General features: G+C 62.6%; 18 protein-coding genes. 5 read left to right on the top strand and 13 right to left on the bottom strand.

The genetic code is table 11. From position 1 onward, the window contains the following. The first annotated feature begins 9 nt into the window (after positions 1-9). On the top strand, positions 10-498 hold the full coding sequence (purE, locus tag KJQ96_RS22665) for a 5-(carboxyamino)imidazole ribonucleotide mutase (protein ID WP_213288743.1): 489 nt from the start codon (positions 10-12) through the stop codon (positions 496-498). Then, the gene (locus KJQ96_RS22660; RefSeq protein WP_213288742.1) at positions 495-1,598 is read left to right on the top strand and encodes a 5-(carboxyamino)imidazole ribonucleotide synthase; all 1,104 of its coding nucleotides are present in this window, start codon (positions 495-497) and stop codon (positions 1,596-1,598) included. The genes purE and KJQ96_RS22660 overlap by 4 nt, the downstream gene beginning before the upstream one ends. Before the next feature lie 26 nt (positions 1,599-1,624). Here KJQ96_RS22660 and aqpZ read toward each other — a convergent pair whose 3' ends face one another. After that, the gene (aqpZ, locus tag KJQ96_RS22655; RefSeq protein ID WP_213288741.1) at positions 1,625-2,347 is read right to left on the bottom strand and encodes an aquaporin Z; all 723 of its coding nucleotides are present in this window, start codon (positions 2,345-2,347) and stop codon (positions 1,625-1,627) included. Between the two features lie 254 nt (positions 2,348-2,601). Between aqpZ and rpsU the strand changes: the two genes are divergently transcribed. Together rpsU and KJQ96_RS22645 are read left to right on the top strand one after the other, a co-directional pair. Next, the gene (gene rpsU / locus KJQ96_RS22650; protein WP_213288740.1) at positions 2,602-2,904 is read left to right on the top strand and encodes a 30S ribosomal protein S21; all 303 of its coding nucleotides are present in this window, start codon (positions 2,602-2,604) and stop codon (positions 2,902-2,904) included. Positions 2,905-3,098: 194 nt separating this feature from the next. Further along, positions 3,099-3,770: a tetratricopeptide repeat protein gene (locus KJQ96_RS22645; RefSeq protein WP_249734389.1), complete on the top strand. Its 672-nt coding sequence runs from the start codon at positions 3,099-3,101 to the stop codon at positions 3,768-3,770. A 124-nt stretch (positions 3,771-3,894) separates the two neighbouring features. On the opposite strand, the gene KJQ96_RS22640 is transcribed toward KJQ96_RS22645, so the two are convergent. The 12 genes from KJQ96_RS22640 to KJQ96_RS22585 all read right to left on the bottom strand — a co-directional run bounded on the left by KJQ96_RS22640 (position 3,895) and on the right by KJQ96_RS22585 (position 14,124). Further along, positions 3,895-4,965 carry a hypothetical protein gene (locus tag KJQ96_RS22640; protein ID WP_213288739.1) on the bottom strand — a complete coding sequence of 357 codons (1,071 nt, stop codon included), beginning with the start codon at positions 4,963-4,965 and terminating at the stop codon, positions 3,895-3,897. 185 nt (positions 4,966-5,150) lie between these two features. Continuing rightward, complete coding sequence (locus KJQ96_RS22635; RefSeq protein WP_213288738.1) at positions 5,151-5,435, bottom strand: cupin domain-containing protein; 285 nt, start codon at positions 5,433-5,435, stop codon at positions 5,151-5,153. Positions 5,436-5,450: 15 nt separating this feature from the next. Further along, complete coding sequence (locus tag KJQ96_RS22630; protein WP_213288737.1) at positions 5,451-6,548, bottom strand: calcium:proton antiporter; 1,098 nt, start codon at positions 6,546-6,548, stop codon at positions 5,451-5,453. A 4-nt stretch (positions 6,549-6,552) separates the two neighbouring features. Continuing rightward, entirely contained in the window at positions 6,553-7,410 is an 858-nt protein-coding gene (locus KJQ96_RS22625; protein WP_213288736.1) for an alpha/beta hydrolase, read from the bottom strand. Between the two features lie 18 nt (positions 7,411-7,428). Beyond that, a complete protein-coding gene (locus KJQ96_RS22620) occupies positions 7,429-8,826 on the bottom strand; it encodes an NAD(P)(+) transhydrogenase (Re/Si-specific) subunit beta (protein WP_213288735.1) in 1,398 nt (465 codons plus the stop codon). 47 nt (positions 8,827-8,873) lie between these two features. Then, positions 8,874-9,191 carry a proton-translocating transhydrogenase family protein gene (locus KJQ96_RS22615; RefSeq protein WP_161850089.1) on the bottom strand — a complete coding sequence of 106 codons (318 nt, stop codon included), beginning with the start codon at positions 9,189-9,191 and terminating at the stop codon, positions 8,874-8,876. Between the two features lie 11 nt (positions 9,192-9,202). Continuing rightward, on the bottom strand, positions 9,203-10,330 hold the full coding sequence (locus KJQ96_RS22610) for a Re/Si-specific NAD(P)(+) transhydrogenase subunit alpha (RefSeq protein WP_213288734.1): 1,128 nt from the start codon (positions 10,328-10,330) through the stop codon (positions 9,203-9,205). A 133-nt stretch (positions 10,331-10,463) separates the two neighbouring features. Continuing rightward, the gene (locus tag KJQ96_RS22605) at positions 10,464-10,616 is read right to left on the bottom strand and encodes an aa3-type cytochrome c oxidase subunit IV (RefSeq protein WP_057847315.1); all 153 of its coding nucleotides are present in this window, start codon (positions 10,614-10,616) and stop codon (positions 10,464-10,466) included. 209 nt (positions 10,617-10,825) lie between these two features. Next, positions 10,826-11,413 carry an intradiol ring-cleavage dioxygenase gene (locus KJQ96_RS22600; RefSeq protein WP_213288733.1) on the bottom strand — a complete coding sequence of 196 codons (588 nt, stop codon included), beginning with the start codon at positions 11,411-11,413 and terminating at the stop codon, positions 10,826-10,828. Positions 11,414-11,518: 105 nt separating this feature from the next. Next, on the bottom strand, positions 11,519-13,381 hold the full coding sequence (locus KJQ96_RS22595; RefSeq protein ID WP_213288732.1) for a M3 family oligoendopeptidase: 1,863 nt from the start codon (positions 13,379-13,381) through the stop codon (positions 11,519-11,521). A 42-nt stretch (positions 13,382-13,423) separates the two neighbouring features. Next, positions 13,424-13,867, bottom strand: coding sequence for a hypothetical protein (locus tag KJQ96_RS22590; protein ID WP_213288731.1), 444 nt, complete (start codon positions 13,865-13,867; stop codon positions 13,424-13,426). Further along, positions 13,864-14,124 (bottom strand): helix-turn-helix domain-containing protein, encoded by a 261-nt coding sequence (locus tag KJQ96_RS22585; protein WP_213288730.1) that lies wholly within the window; start codon positions 14,122-14,124, stop codon positions 13,864-13,866. The genes KJQ96_RS22590 and KJQ96_RS22585 overlap by 4 nt, the downstream gene beginning before the upstream one ends. A gap of 148 nt (positions 14,125-14,272) precedes the next feature. Here KJQ96_RS22585 and KJQ96_RS22580 point away from each other — a divergent pair, with 148 nt between their 5' ends. After that, positions 14,273-14,614 carry a hypothetical protein gene (locus tag KJQ96_RS22580; RefSeq protein ID WP_213288729.1) on the top strand — a complete coding sequence of 114 codons (342 nt, stop codon included), beginning with the start codon at positions 14,273-14,275 and terminating at the stop codon, positions 14,612-14,614. Positions 14,615-14,637 lie beyond the last annotated feature (23 nt).

Raw genomic sequence — 14,637 nt, 5'->3', positions numbered from 1 at the left:
ATTGACGAGATGACCGCACCGATCGCCATCATTATGGGCAGCCAGTCCGACTGGGAGACCATGCGCCACGCCGCCGAGACGCTGGCGGCGCTCGGGATCGACTGCGAAAAGCGCATCGTCTCGGCCCACCGGACCCCGGACCGGCTGTTCGCCTTCGCCAAGGGCGCCAAGGCTCAAGGTTTCAAGATCATCATTGCCGGCGCCGGTGGCGCGGCGCACCTGCCCGGCATGGCGGCGGCGCTGACGGAACTCCCCGTGTTCGGCGTTCCCGTCGAATCCAAGGCGCTGTTGGGGATCGATTCGCTGTACTCGATCGTGCAGATGCCGGCCGGCGTTCCCGTCGGCACGCTGGCGATCGGCAAGGCCGGCGCCATCAATGCCGCCCTGCTCGCGGCAAGCGTGCTCGCGCTGAATGACCCGGCGCTGGCGACGCGATTGGCCGCCTGGCGCAAGCAGCAGACGGATGCGGTCAAAGAGCGCCCGGAGGGTTCGGCGTGACGGTTTCAGACAAGGTGAAGCTGAAGCCGGGCGACACCATCGGAATTCTCGGCGGCGGACAATTGGGCCGGATGCTGGCCATGGCGGCGGCGCGCCTCGGCCTCAAATGCCAGGTGTTTTCGCCGGATCCGGACTCGCCCGCCTTCGACGTGGTGCTGAACGCAACCTGCGCCGAATATGCCGACGTCGAGGCGCTCGAATTGTTCGCCAATGATGTCGACGTCATCACCTACGAATTCGAGAACGTGCCGGCCGCCACCGCCATGGTGCTGGCTGCACGCCGTCCGGTATTGCCGGCGCAGAAAATCCTCGAAACCACGCAGGACCGGCTGATCGAGAAAGATTTCGTCAAGCGGCTCGGCATCGACACCGCCGACTATGCCGACGTGTCATCGCCGGAGACCCTGCAGAGCGCCATTGCCCGCCTCGGCCTTCCCGCCGTGATCAAGACCCGCCGTTTCGGCTATGACGGCAAGGGCCAGGCGATCATTCGCGAGGGCGACGACCCCATTCGCATTTGGGAAGAACTCGGCACCAAATCCGCGATCCTCGAAGCCTTCATTCCCTTCGAGCGCGAGATCTCCGTGATCGCCGCGCGATCGGCGGATGGCCATGTCGAATGCTACGACGTCACCGAAAACGAGCATCGCGATCACATCCTGAAATTCTCGCGCGTGCCGGCGGCGATATCGGATGAGCTGACCGCACAGGCGCGAGCCGTTGCCGAGAAGATCGCCCATGCGCTCGACTATGTCGGCGTGCTCGCGGTCGAGCTGTTCGTCGTTGCCGGAAACGGCGGACCGCACGTGTTGGTCAACGAGATCGCGCCGCGGGTGCATAATTCCGGGCACTGGACGCTGGACGGCGCCTCAATCTCCCAGTTCGAGCAGCACATCCGGGCGATTGCCGGCTGGCCGCTTGGCAAGCCAGTTCGTCACGGCCAGGTCACCATGACCAACCTGATCGGCGACGATATCCTCGACTATGAGCAATGGCTGACGGTCCCCGGCGCCACGGTTCATCTCTACGGCAAGGGCACGCCGCGGCCGGGCCGCAAGATGGGCCATGTCACTGAGGTGGCTCCGGCAAGCAAGACGTAGCTCGCCCGCCGGGCGCGTTTGCTAGATCAGGCGGTCTTCAAGCCTTCCACAACGCCGGCCGGCTCCTCGCTGAGCCAGCGATAGATCGCGCCGCCGAGCGCACCGCCGATCAAGGGCGCAACCCAGAACAGCCAAAGCTGCGCCAGCGCCCAGCCGCCGACGAACAGCGCGGGCCCGGTGCTGCGCGCGGGATTCACCGACGTGTTGGTGACGGGGATGCTGACGAGATGGATCATCACCAACGCCAATCCGATGGCGAGCGGCGCAAAGCCCGCAGGCGCCTTGCCGTGGGTAGCGCCCATGATGATGAACAGAAACATCATGGTCATCACCACTTCGGTGACGAAGCAGGCCACCATGCCGTACTGACCGGGCGAATGCGCGTCATAGCCGTTGGAGGCAAAGCCCTTGGCCAGATCGAAGCCGGGCGCGCCGCTTGCGATCACATAGAGCAACGCCGCGGCAGCGACAGCACCGATCACCTGCGCGATCACGTAAGGAACGATCTGCTGTGCCGGAAACCGTCCGCCGGCCGCGAGACCGATCGTGACGGCGGGATTGAGATGGCAGCCGGAGATGTGGCCGATCGCATAGGCCATGGTCACGACGCTCAGGCCGAATGCCAGGGACACACCGACCAGGCCTATACCGACCTCCGGAAAACCCGCGGCGATGACCGCGCTGCCGCATCCCGCGAAAGTGAGCCAAAACGTGCCGATCGCTTCAGCGGTATATTTTTTGGTATTCATACTCGCCTCCCGCATGTTTTTGCGTAGCTGGATGCTAGGGAGGCGCCGTGAAGGGCTCGTTATTTGAGGAAATCGGCGTCTGTAGGCCTAATCCCGCCGATTTTCCGGGCTTTTCCGGGCCGGAAACCGGCTTCTCAGGTGGACATCTGCGGTTTTGTCTGCTACATGCCCGCGCTCAGGGTTGAGGATCAGGCCTTTCGCCGGCCCTTCGCTTTACCAGAATTCCTATCCGATCAATTGAAAGAGGATGCCGCGTGCAGGTTCTCGTCCGCGATAACAATGTCGATCAAGCCCTCAAGGCGCTGAAGAAGAAGATGCAGCGCGAGGGTATCTTCCGCGAGATGAAGCTCCGCGGCCATTACGAAAAGCCGTCCGAGAAGAAGGCCCGTGAAAAGGCCGAAGCCGTGCGCCGCGCGCGCAAGCTGGCCCGCAAGAAGCTGCAGCGTGAAGGCTTGCTGCCGATGAAGCCCAAGCCAGTGTTCGGCGCCGGTCCCGGTGGCGACCGTGGTGGCGCTGGCGGCCGTAGCCCAGGCGCAGGTCCGCGCGGACCGCGCTAAGCAGTTCGCTAGATTTGAACGAAAAACGCGGGCCTTGGGTCCGCGTTTTGTTTTTCGCGATCTTGTTCCGCAGAATTCGGAGCGCGCCGGAAAATCGGCGCTCTCGCGCGCAGCCTGCTGATAACACATCACCGTCGATGCCGTTGCGGCCATTTTGACCGATGCATTTTGCGAGCCATCGGGTTACCTATGCCATGTTCGACGCGCGAGTATTCCTCCGCATGGCCGTTACCGACCGCAATACACTTCCCTGCGCTTCGCGCTTCACGGCCGCACCCATCGTGCTGCTCGCGATCGTTCTCGCTCTTCCTCTCGGCGGCTGTTCGTTCGACCTGGGATCGTGGGGATCGGATAAGGAAAAGCCGCAGGCCGTCGAACAGAAACCGACCGGCACGATCAGCGGACAAAGCGTCAGCGATGGCCAGGGCCACGCTACGCGCGGCCAGACGCTCGCCAAATCCGGCAAGGCGGAGGAAGCGCTCGCGGAATTCGACCGCGCGCTCGCACTCGATCCCTACAACGTGCAGGCGCTGTACGGCCGCGGCCTGATCTATCAGGCCGACAAGCAGCATGAGCAGGCGATCGCCGATTTCACCGCGGCCAATGGCCTGACGCCGCAACGGGTCGAGCCGCTGTTGGCGCGGGCGAGCAGCTACCTTGCCATCGACAAGACAAAGGAAGCCGCTTCCGATCTGGACGAAGCGGTGCAGGCCGATCCCAACAGCGCGCAAGCCTGGTCGGCACGCGGCGTTACGTATGAGCGCCTCGGCGATAAAGCCAAGGCGTTCATGTCCTACGGCCGTGCGCTCGCGCTCCGCCCCAAGGATGACGCCGCCCGAAGCGGGCTCGCGCGTACCGGCGGCTAGAGCATGATCCGGGAAAGTGCGAAGCGGTTTTCCGAAAGATCATGCTCAAACAAAAAGATGAGATCATGATGCGATTCTACGAAATCGCATCATGATCTGGACGCTTTCGGTCGAAGACCGCAGACTATTTCGGCAGCACCGCGTGGAAGATCGACTTGGCGGTCGACAGCGCGTCCTCGGCAGCCGCCGTGGCGCGTTCGCGGACGGAAGGCTCCGCAACTTCGGCACGCAGATCGAGCGGGCGCGAGACCGGAATTTCGGCGGGCGGGACTGGGCGGTTCGGGTCGATGGCCTCAGCATAAGGCGGCCGTGGCTGCGCCGAAACCTGACCATTGGGTTCGCCAGCGGATGGGCCCGAGATCATGACCGGCGGCGGCAGCGGACGAAGCGTGGGTGCATTCACGGCAGCAGGCGCATTTGCGACCCTGGATGTTTCGGGGGCACGGGGTGCTTCAGGAGCACGGGCCGTCTCGGGGGCGCGCGGAGACGTTTCGCCGTTGGCGCGCAGGCGTTCGATCGCGGCGCGCGCCAGATCGTTGGCATCGCGCCGTTCATCCGGCGTAGCCGCAGTCTCGACCGCGGCGACCGGCGCAGCCGCCACAACCGGAGTGGGCTGGGACGCCACAGGCTGCACGGGCGACGGCAGCACGACCCTGATCTTTTCCTTCTCGCGCGGCGCCGCTGCATGACGGCGCTGGTCGGCCGGATTGCTGGCGGCGTCGGCCGGAGTCTCGGCTGATTTCACGTCGGACTTAGGATCGGAAGACTTGGAATCGGAGGACTTGGCATCGGAGGATTTGGCATCGGAGGATTTGGCATCGGAGGATTTGGCATCGGCTTTGGCGTCAGCCTTCGCTTCGGACTTTTCTTCCGCTTTCGCTTGGGCCTTTTCAGCCACCGCCGGTCGTTCGGCCGCGGTCTTCTCCATGATGGCCTTCTCGGAGACACCCCTCGCCTTGACGCCTGCGGCCGGAATATTGCTCACGCTGGCCGTGGTCTCGGACGTGTTGGTATCAGACATCTTGGCATCGGATCTGGCTGCAGCCTTGCCGGGATTGGCGGCCGCCGACGCCGCCGCGGGAACGTCCGCGCTGGGCTTGGTCACGATGTAGTGGTTGACGATGTACGCCCCGATGACCGTCGCGGCCACCGAGGGGAAGATGTCCACCGCAAATTTCTTGAGGTAATTCAGCATTCCGGCCACTCCCCGCGGCCCTCCAATTGCCGGAACTTTGAGGCACATTGAGGGATCAACTACGACGGATCGATGGCAATTCAGCAGTTCCTGTGCAGGTGCAGCGACATCTGCCAATCGCCCTGCGGGTTCCTCCCAGAGCCGTAAGTGCGGCACCCGCGATCAAGCTGGAACCCGAGAGAGGCTTAGGGCTTCAGCTCGACCTCCAGAAACACAATCTCGCTTGTGGTCTCGTTCAGCACGTCGTGCTGGACCCCGGCCTTCCGGAAATAGGATTTGCCGGAGGCGAGCTGCGCCTTGGTGCGTTCGCCGTTCGGCGCGACGATGGTCATCTCGCCCGAGGTCACCGGCACAATCACGTAATCCATTTCATGGGTGTGGTGGCCGGTGGCGCTGCCCGGCGCCAGCCGCCATTCCGTGACGCGGACTTCTGGTGTGTCGACCTGAACATCGGACTTGGCAGCAAGCATTTCATTTTTCTCCGATTACGGGACGAACACCATAAACACGAACACGGCAAACACCACCATATGCACTAGTCCGAACAGGATGTTGGTGCGGCCGGTGCCGAAGGTGAGCATGCTCAGGAAGAACGTGAGCAGCAGCAACACCATGCCCTGACCGTTGAGCCCAAGCACGAGTTCCTTGTCGAGCACGTAGGTGGCCAGGCCGACCGCGGGAATAGTCAGCCCGATGGTCGCCAGCGACGATCCGAGCGCGAGATTGATGCTCTTCTGCAGATCATTGTTGCGCGCCGCTGCGATAGCGGTGACTCCCTCCGGCAGCAGAATGAGGACCGCGACCAGAACGCCAGCGAATGCCGGTGGAGCGCCGATCATCGCAGTCACGACATCGACCACCAGCGAAAACTTTTTCGCCAGAAGCACCACGGCGAGTAGGGAGATAAGCAGCAACGCGATACTGAGCGCCAGCATCCGGTTCGACAGTGATGAAGTTTCGGTGGCAGCACCGGCGTCTCTCTTGATGAAATAATCACTGTGCCGGATCGTCTGGGTATAAAGGAACACGCCGTAGAGCATGAGCGTGACCAGGTCCACAAAGCCAAGCTGCGCCGCCGAATAGATCGGTCCCGGCGCCGTCAGCGTGTAATTGGGCATGATCAGCGTAATCGTCGACAGCACGAACAGCACGCTGAGATAAAGGTTGGCGCCCGAGACCTGAAAATCCTGCTCGCGGTAGCGCAAGCCGCCGATGAAGATGCAGAGGCCGACCAGGCCGTTGCACACGATCATCACCACCGCAAACACGGTGTCGCGGGCCAGCGCCGGCTGCGGCTTTTCGCCGAGCATGATGGTGGCGATCAGCGCGACCTCGATGATGGTGACGGCGAGCGTCAGCAGCAGCGTGCCATAGGGTTCGCCGATCCGCTCGGCAATCACCTCAGCATGGTGCACGGCTGCGAACACTGTGCCGAACAGGATTGCGAGCAGCAGCACCGCAAACACGAACCCGCCAACTGACGGCGTAAAGGTGAGCCCGAGGCCGGTGGCCGCGGCAAACAGCACCATCGCCAGCGCCGGGAATATCCAGGCCGATCGCGGCATCGGTTCATGTGCGCTCATGCGGTCAAGTTCCCAACCGGTTGGTGGACGGAAGATATGCCCGTCCATGCTGCGACCATCCTTGCGCAAGGTTGATAAAATTCCGCGCGATTTCAATCGCGCCGAAATTGTCCAGATCGTTGTGACCTCCGCGGGCGAGGCGGACGAACCGTTTCGGCTCGTTCGCCAGCGCGAACAGCCGTTCGCCAAAGGCAACGGGTATCGTGGGATCGAGCGCGCCATGCATCATGAGCAGCGGAACCCTGATCCGGGTGATGTGCCGGTCGGAGTGGAATTGATCGCGCATCAACAGTCGCACCGGCGCAAACCAGAACGCGGACGCGGCGACGTCCACAATGGAAGTAAAAGGCGATTCCAGGATCAGCTTTCCGACCGGCTGTTCGCCCGCCAGCGCAACTGCGACGCCGGTGCCAAGCGAGGATCCCCACGCAACGATTCTGTCCGCGCTGTATCGCGCTGCCGTGAAAGCATAGGCCGCCGCGGCATCCTGCAGCAATCCCTGCTCGCTCGGCTGCCCGCTCGAGCCGGCATAGCCGCGATAGGAGAGCGCGACGATTCCTGTCCCGTCGGCGATCAGGCCGCGAAAACGGCCGAAGAAGCGGGCGAGATAATCGCCATTACCATGGAAGTAGAGGACGACCGGACGCCCCGGCTTGGCCGGAACATGCCAGACGATGACCTTTTCACCGTCGGCTGTGGCCAGGACATGTTCTTCTGCTTCGGGAAAGCCAGCCGCTTGCGGCGGCGTGCGCGCGCTTGTCGGGACAGGAAACAGCACGGCGCGCTGCGCGAAGAACAGCGCGAGCAGGCCACAGATATAACCCGCCGAAGCGATGATCAGCAGCCATTTCAGCCCGGTCATGAACTTCCTGCTAGCGCGTTACATCCCCTTGACGATGTTCTCGGTGACCTTCTTGGCGTCACCGAGCAGCATCATAGTGTTGTCGCGATAGAACAGCGGATTGTCGATGCCGGCATAGCCCGATGCCAGCGAGCGCTTGATGAACATGACGGTGCCGGCTTTCCAGACTTGCAGCACCGGCATGCCGTAGATCGGCGAGGTCTTGTCCTCTTCCGCGGCCGGGTTGGTGACGTCGTTGGCGCCGATCACGAAGGCGATGTCGGCCTGGGCGAATTCGGAGTTGATGTCCTCGAGCTCGAACACCTCGTCATAGGGCACATTGGCTTCCGCGAGTAGCACGTTCATGTGGCCGGGCATGCGGCCCGCGACCGGGTGAATCGCGTACTTCACCTCGACGCCCTCTTTCTTCAGGAGGTCGGCCATTTCGCGCAGCGCGTGCTGCGCCTGTGCCACCGCCATGCCGTAGCCGGGCACGATGATGACCTTGGAGGCGTTCTTCATGATGAAGGCGGCGTCGTCGGCCGAGCCGAGCTTGGCGGGCTTCTGTTCGCCGGAGCCGCCGCCCGCGGCCGCGGTTTCGCCGCCGAAGCCGCCGAGGATAACCGAGATGAACGAGCGGTTCATCGCGTGGCACATGATGTAGGACAGGATCGCGCCCGAGGAGCCGACCAGCGCGCCGGTGATGATCAGCGCGGAATTGCCGAGCGTAAATCCGATGCCGGCCGCGGCCCAGCCCGAATAGGAGTTCAGCATCGAGATCACGACCGGCATGTCGGCACCACCGATCGGGATGATCATGAGCACGCCGAGCACCAAGGCGATGATCGTGATCAGCCAGAAGTCGAGCGCGCTGCCGGAGCGGACCAGGCCAAAAATGAAGAACACCAACGCAAGCGCGAGCGCGATGTTGATGATGTGACGGCCGGGCAGGATGATCGGCGCACCGCTCATGCGTGCCGAAAGCTTCAGGAAAGCGATCACCGAACCGGTGAAGGTCAGCGCGCCGATGGCGACGCCGATCGACATTTCGACTAGGCTGGAGGCGTGAATGGCGCCGGGCTTGCCGATATCGAAAGCTTCCGGTGCGTAAAAGGCGCCGGCGGCGACCAGCACCGCGGCCATGCCGACCAGCGAGTGGAAGGCCGCGACCAGTTCCGGCATCGAGGTCATCGGCACCCGCCGCGCGATGACAGCGCCGATGCCGCCGCCAATGGCGATGCCGAGCACGACCAGTAGCCAGGCCACGCCGTCCGCCGGCGGATGGCTCGCGAGCGTCGTGCCGATCGCGATCGCCATGCCGATCATGCCGAACAGATTGCCCTGGCGTGACGTCGCGGGGCTGGACAGTCCGCGCAGCGACAGGATGAAGAGCACGCCCGCCACGAGATACAGCAGTGCAGCCAGATTGGCGTTCATCTCAGGTCCCCATTGTCTTTGTCACCCGCGAGGTGCACGCCGTCGTTTCACTTGGCCTTCTTCTTGTACATCGCCAGCATGCGCTGGGTGACAAGGAAGCCCCCGAAGATATTCACACAGGCAAAGATCAGCGCGACGAAGCCGAAGCCGCGTGCCCAGCCGCTGCCACTCGAGATCATCGGCACGCCGACCGCGAGCAGCGCACCGACCACGATCACCGAGGAGATCGCATTCGTCACCGACATCAAAGGCGTATGCAGCGCAGGGGTCACCGACCAGACCACGAAGTAGCCGACGAAGACGGCGAGGACGAAAATCGATAGCCGAAATACGAAGGGGTCGACGACTTGGGCGACATGCTCCATGGCTTCTCTCCTTAGGCTTTCGGCTGGAAGTTCGGATGGATGACGGCGCCGTCCTTAGTCAGCGCGGTGGCTTTCACCAGTTCGTCTTCCCAATTGACCGCGAGCGCCTTGTTCGCCTTGTCGACCAGGGTCTCGATGAACGAGAACAGGTTGCGGGCGTAAAGGCTCGAGGCCGATTGCGCCACGCGGCCGGCGACATTGGTGTAGCCGACGATCTTGATGCCATCGACATCGACGACCTCGCCTGCCTTCGCACCTTCGACGTTGCCACCGCGCTCGACGGCGAGATCGACCAGCACCGAACCCGGCTTCATCGATTTGACCATCTCGGTGCTGACGAGCCTTGGTGCGGGGCGGCCCGGGATCAGCGCGGTCGTGATCACGATGTCCTGCTTCTTGACGTGCTCGGCGGTGAGTGCGGCCTGCTTTGCCTGATACTCTTTCGACATTTCCTTGGCGTAGCCACCGGCGGTCTGGGCGTTCTTGAACTCTTCGTCCTCGACTGCGAGGAATTTGGCGCCGAGCGATTCGACCTGCTCTTTGGTGGCCGGACGCACGTCGGTTGCGGTAACGACGGCACCGAGCCGGCGCGCGGTCGCAATTGCCTGCAAGCCGGCAACGCCGACGCCCATCACAAATACCTTCGCCGCCGGCACGGTGCCGGCCGCCGTCATCATCATCGGGAACGCGCGGCCAAAGGACTCGGCCGCCTCGATCACCGCGCGGTAGCCGGCGAGATTTGCCTGCGAGGACAGCACGTCCATGACTTGTGCGCGTGTAATGCGCGGCATCAGTTCCATCGCGAAGGCCGAGACGCCGGCATCTGCGATCGTCTTCAGCGCCGCCTCATTGCCGTAAGGGTCCATGATGGCGATGACCAGCGCGCCGCGCTTGTACTTGGCGAGTTCTGAGGCCTCCGGCCGTTTCACCTTGATGATGATGTCGGCGTCCTTCAACGCATCCGCGCTGACCGTGGCACCGACAGCGGTGAATTCGGAATCCGGCAGGCCCGACTGGATGCCCGCACCCGGTTCGATCGCGACTTCGGCGCCCAGCGCCTTGAACTTCTTGACGGTGTCCGGGGAAGCGGCAACCCGCGGTTCGGACGGATCGATTTCCTTGGCAACGGCAATTTTCATGAGGCCTCCCCGGCGCGGCGGGCGCGCGCAAGCAAACTAGCGTTTTTTTCGCTTAGTTGGATACCGGTTTCGCAACCGGCATGCGTGCGAATTTTCTGGCCACCGCCGGGGCCGGCGGTGCAGGCACGACGCGTCAGGTCAGGAAATAGCCCATCAGGGCGACAATGATTACGACGGCGATGGTGCCGTATTTGACCAACATGATGAACCCTTCATAGGTCTGCTCATGGGCCTGATAGTCGTTGCCGTCAGCGGTCGTGTAGGCCACTTCGTTATGGTCTGCCATCGGTATCCCCAGTCAAAATCCGCGTTTCTCGCGTGCAATTACCGCAAAGCGTTTGGGAGGGCAACGGCCCCTTGCCTATCGGGTCATTCGGAAGGCCAATTATCCCGGATCCAGCGGGTCGGGCCGCCCCAACCCTCCAACAAATTTTTCCAACCCCGCCCCGAAACGTCGCCTGGAAATGCATCGCCCGCCCGGAAGGCGAGCCACCCCTAGCCGACCACGAAATCGAAACGCCCGGCGAGCCAGCCGGCGTTCTTGGCCGTGCGTACCAGCAACTCCTTGCGAAACAGGCCGTCAGTGCGGTTCAGCGCTTCGCCCGGGAAATAGAGCTGGGTGGTCAGCACGCGGCCGCCGCGCGGCTGCACCTTCACGTGGATATGCCGCGTGCGGCCGACATAGGCGCTGGGCACGATGCTGCGCAACCGGTAGCGCCCTTCCGCATCGGAGAACTGGTGACCGCGCAAGCGAAAGCCGGAATTGTCATATCGGCCCTTGTCGTCGGCCTGCCAGAAATCCAGCAAGGCTCCGGCGATCGGTTTGCAGGCACGGGTAAGAACGAAGCCGACCAGTTCGATCGGCTGTCCCGCCATGCCTCCTTCGAGCAGTTCGATCCGCTCAGGCGATGACGGCTTAAAAAATGGCCCTTCGGTTTGCGGCAATGTTGCCGCCTCGCCATCGTGGCATTCCGGCGTGGGTGCAAGCGGGGCCTGAGCCATGCTGCCATCGACCATGAGCAGCGAACCGGCTACAAAGACGCCCGCTCCAAGTACAACGCGCCGCGTCGGGATGTCGATCATGGGGCACTCCCCTCCTGTCGTCACCGTCATCATGTAGGGCGACCGCGGCAAAAATTGTGTCCGCGGCCCATCACAAATCCGTTTGGTGGCCGCCGGCGCCCCGGGTCAGCCCATCGCTTCCAGCTCGTCGATCATGCCTGCGATGACCGACAGCCCGCCGTCCCAGAATTTGGGATCCCTGGCATCGAGCCCGAATGGCTTGAGCAGCTCGGAATAATGCTTGGTGCCGCCGGCTGCGAGCATGGCGAGATAGCGCTCGGCGAAACCCTCGGTAGCGTTTTCGTAGACGGCGTAAAGCGAGTTCACCAGACAATCGCCGAACGCATAGGCGTAGACGTAGAACGGCGAATGGATGAAGTGCGGAATGTACATCCAGAAATTCTCGTAGCCCGGACGGATATCGATGGCCGGCCCGAGGCTTTCACCCTGCACGCTGAGCCAGATCTGGCCGATGCGCTCGGCGGTCAGTTCGCCGTTCTTGCGCTCGGTGTGCACGGCGCGCTCGAACGAATAGAACGCGATCTGCCGCACCACGGTGTTGATCATGTCCTCGACCTTGCCGGCCAGCAGCGCCTGGCGCTGCTTGGCGTTTTTGGTCTGCGACAGGAGCCGTTTGAAGGTCAGCATTTCGCCGAACACGCTTGCTGTCTCCGCAAGCGTCAGCGGCGTCGGCGCCATCAGCGCGCCGTTCTTCGCGGCCAGCACCTGGTGCACGCCATGGCCGAGCTCATGCGCCAGCGTCATCACGTCGCGCGGCTTGCCCTGGTAATTCATCAGCACGTAGGGATGCGCCGAGGGCGTGGTCGGGTGCGAGAACGCGCCCGGCACCTTGCCCGGCCGCACCGGCGCGTCGATCCAGCGGTCGGTGAAGAAACGTTCCGCGATATCAGCCATCTCGGCGGAAAAGCCGCGATAGGCCGTCAGCACCATCTTCTGCGCCTCGGGCCAGGCGATCGTGCCGGCCGCCGCGAACGGCAGCGGTGCGTTGCGGTCCCAGTGCGCCAGCTTCTTCTTTTTGAACCAACCGGCTTTCAGATTGTAGTAGCGGTGCGACAGCCGCGGATAGGCCGCGCGAACCGAGCCGACCAGCGCATCGACCACCTCGCGTTCGACGCGGTTATTCAGGTGGCGCGAATCCGCAACGTCCTGGAAGCCACGCCAGCGATCGGAAATTTCCTTGTCCTTGGCGAGCGTGTTGGTGACGAGGGCAAAGGTCCGCTCATTATCCTTGAACGTTTTCGCCAGCGCCTGCGCAGCGGCCTTGCGCTTTTCCGGCGCGCGGTCCTGCAGCAGATTGAGCGTCGGCTCGATCGCGAGCTCCTTGGTCCCGACCTTGAAGCGCAGGCCGGCGATGGTCTGGTCGAACAGCCGGTTCCAGGCGGCATAGCCGCTCTGCGATTTTTCGTGAAATAACTGCTCGACGCGATCTTCGAGCTGGTACGGCTTGTCCTTGCGAAGATCCTCGATCCACGGCCGGTAATGCGCGAGTTCGGGCGTTTGCATCGCGCGCTCGATCGCGGCGTCTTCGATGCGGTTGAGTTCGAGCGCGAAGAACAAGAGATGCAGCGAGGCCGCCGTCAGCCGCTCGGAGACGTCGCCGTAGAATTTGGAAATCACGGGATCGACGCTGTCGCCGGCATGAACGAGGCCTGCATAGGAGCCGAGCCGGCCGGCCAAATCGTCAATCGCCTCGTAGCGCCTGACCGCCTCCGCTAGCCAAAGACCGCCTTCGTCGCGGGCAACGCCTTCCGCCAGCTTGCCCTTGTAGTCCGTTTCAAACGCGACGCAGTCGGTATCCATCTTCTGCAGATCGCGTGCGATTTCAGGCGCATCGATGCCGGAATAAAGATCGGCGAGATTCCATTCCGGCAATTTGCCGGTTTTGGGTTTGGCTGCGCTCGCCTTGCTGCCCTTGACGGGCTTACGGGACGTCTTGACGGCTCGGGAGGTCGCAGATTTTGCGCTCATGACACTTTCAAAATTGAGAGGTGATCAGGAAATTGGGCGAGATCAGGCGAACGCCGAAAGCTGCGGCGCCAATTGGACCAGCAGTTCCTCGCTTTCGGCGAGCATCGGCTCGACCTTTTCGTTCATCACGCTACGGACCGCGCACCACAACACGATCACGCGTACCATAAGCCACGACGTGCTCGGGACTGCCGCCCGCGCGTGCAGCGCGACAAGATCGAGGTTTCGGTGCTCGAAGAGCAACCGTCCAAAACCATCCTCAAGGATATAATTTCCGCCGATCCGCGACACGCACAACTCGCAAGTCTGATCCGGAAGCGGTCCCAGCAGGTAGAACTGGGCATCGCGCTTCTCCGTCATGCCGGTTTCCCATTGGCGGCCGATGCCCGGCGCAAGCGCTGCATTCAAAGCCCCGACGATGGTGCTGAGTTCTCTCTCGCTCCACTCGCCCGCATCCTGTTTGCGCTCGAACGCCACCACGCTCATGTGCTTTCCGCTCCGAACAGCAGCCGATGCAATTCCGGCTCGTAGTACCTTAACAGATGCCTGGCGAAGAAGGCCGGTTCAAGACCCAATTCGCTCGCCCACGCTCCCATAATTTCAGTTGGAACGCGGTTGAACCCGTTCTCGACCTGGGAGATGAACGTGTAATATTTCAGGCCGAGGCGAGCAGCGAGGTCCGCCTGCGACAATTCGGCATCCGCCCTGCACTGCTTGAGCCAATCCCCGGCCAGTTTACGCATGCTTGGCTTCCGGCGCGGCCTTGCCCGCAAGCCGTTCAGCGGAAACGTCTTGATGTTTCACTCGTTTCATGATTACTAAACTAGCTAAATTGAATACCGGGATCGGTGAAGTTCCCTACCACAATCTAAGTTCGCGAATAAGATTCCGATGGCCTTCTTGGACCGCAGTCAGATCGTCCGAACGAGCGACCGAGCACCTTTGGCGCGCGTCAAGGAGTTGTTCGCCGGCATTCTTATCGTGGCGCTGATCGCGACCGTCGGAATTCGAAACGTGGTGCCCGCGGATGCACTGGCGCCGGCGATCGTGACCCTGCTGTTTGCGGTTGCTGCTGTAACGGCTGGCTTTGCGCTGCTCTGCCGGCGCGACCGATTCCGCACAATGTGGTTCGACCTCGCCGGAAGCCTGACGTTCATCGGCGTCGTCCTATCCGTCCTGGTCGAGCCAGATCAGATGATCAGGCTTTTCACCCTGTCGCATCAACCTGAGTAACGGAAGCAGTTTTTCCGCAGTCT

The sequence above is a fragment of the Bradyrhizobium sp. sGM-13 genome (assembly GCF_018398875.1).
In the GTDB taxonomy this organism is placed as follows: domain Bacteria; phylum Pseudomonadota; class Alphaproteobacteria; order Rhizobiales; family Xanthobacteraceae; genus Bradyrhizobium.
Note: the sequence above shows the minus strand (reverse complement) of the source record. Positions and strands in the feature narration are given on the sequence as shown.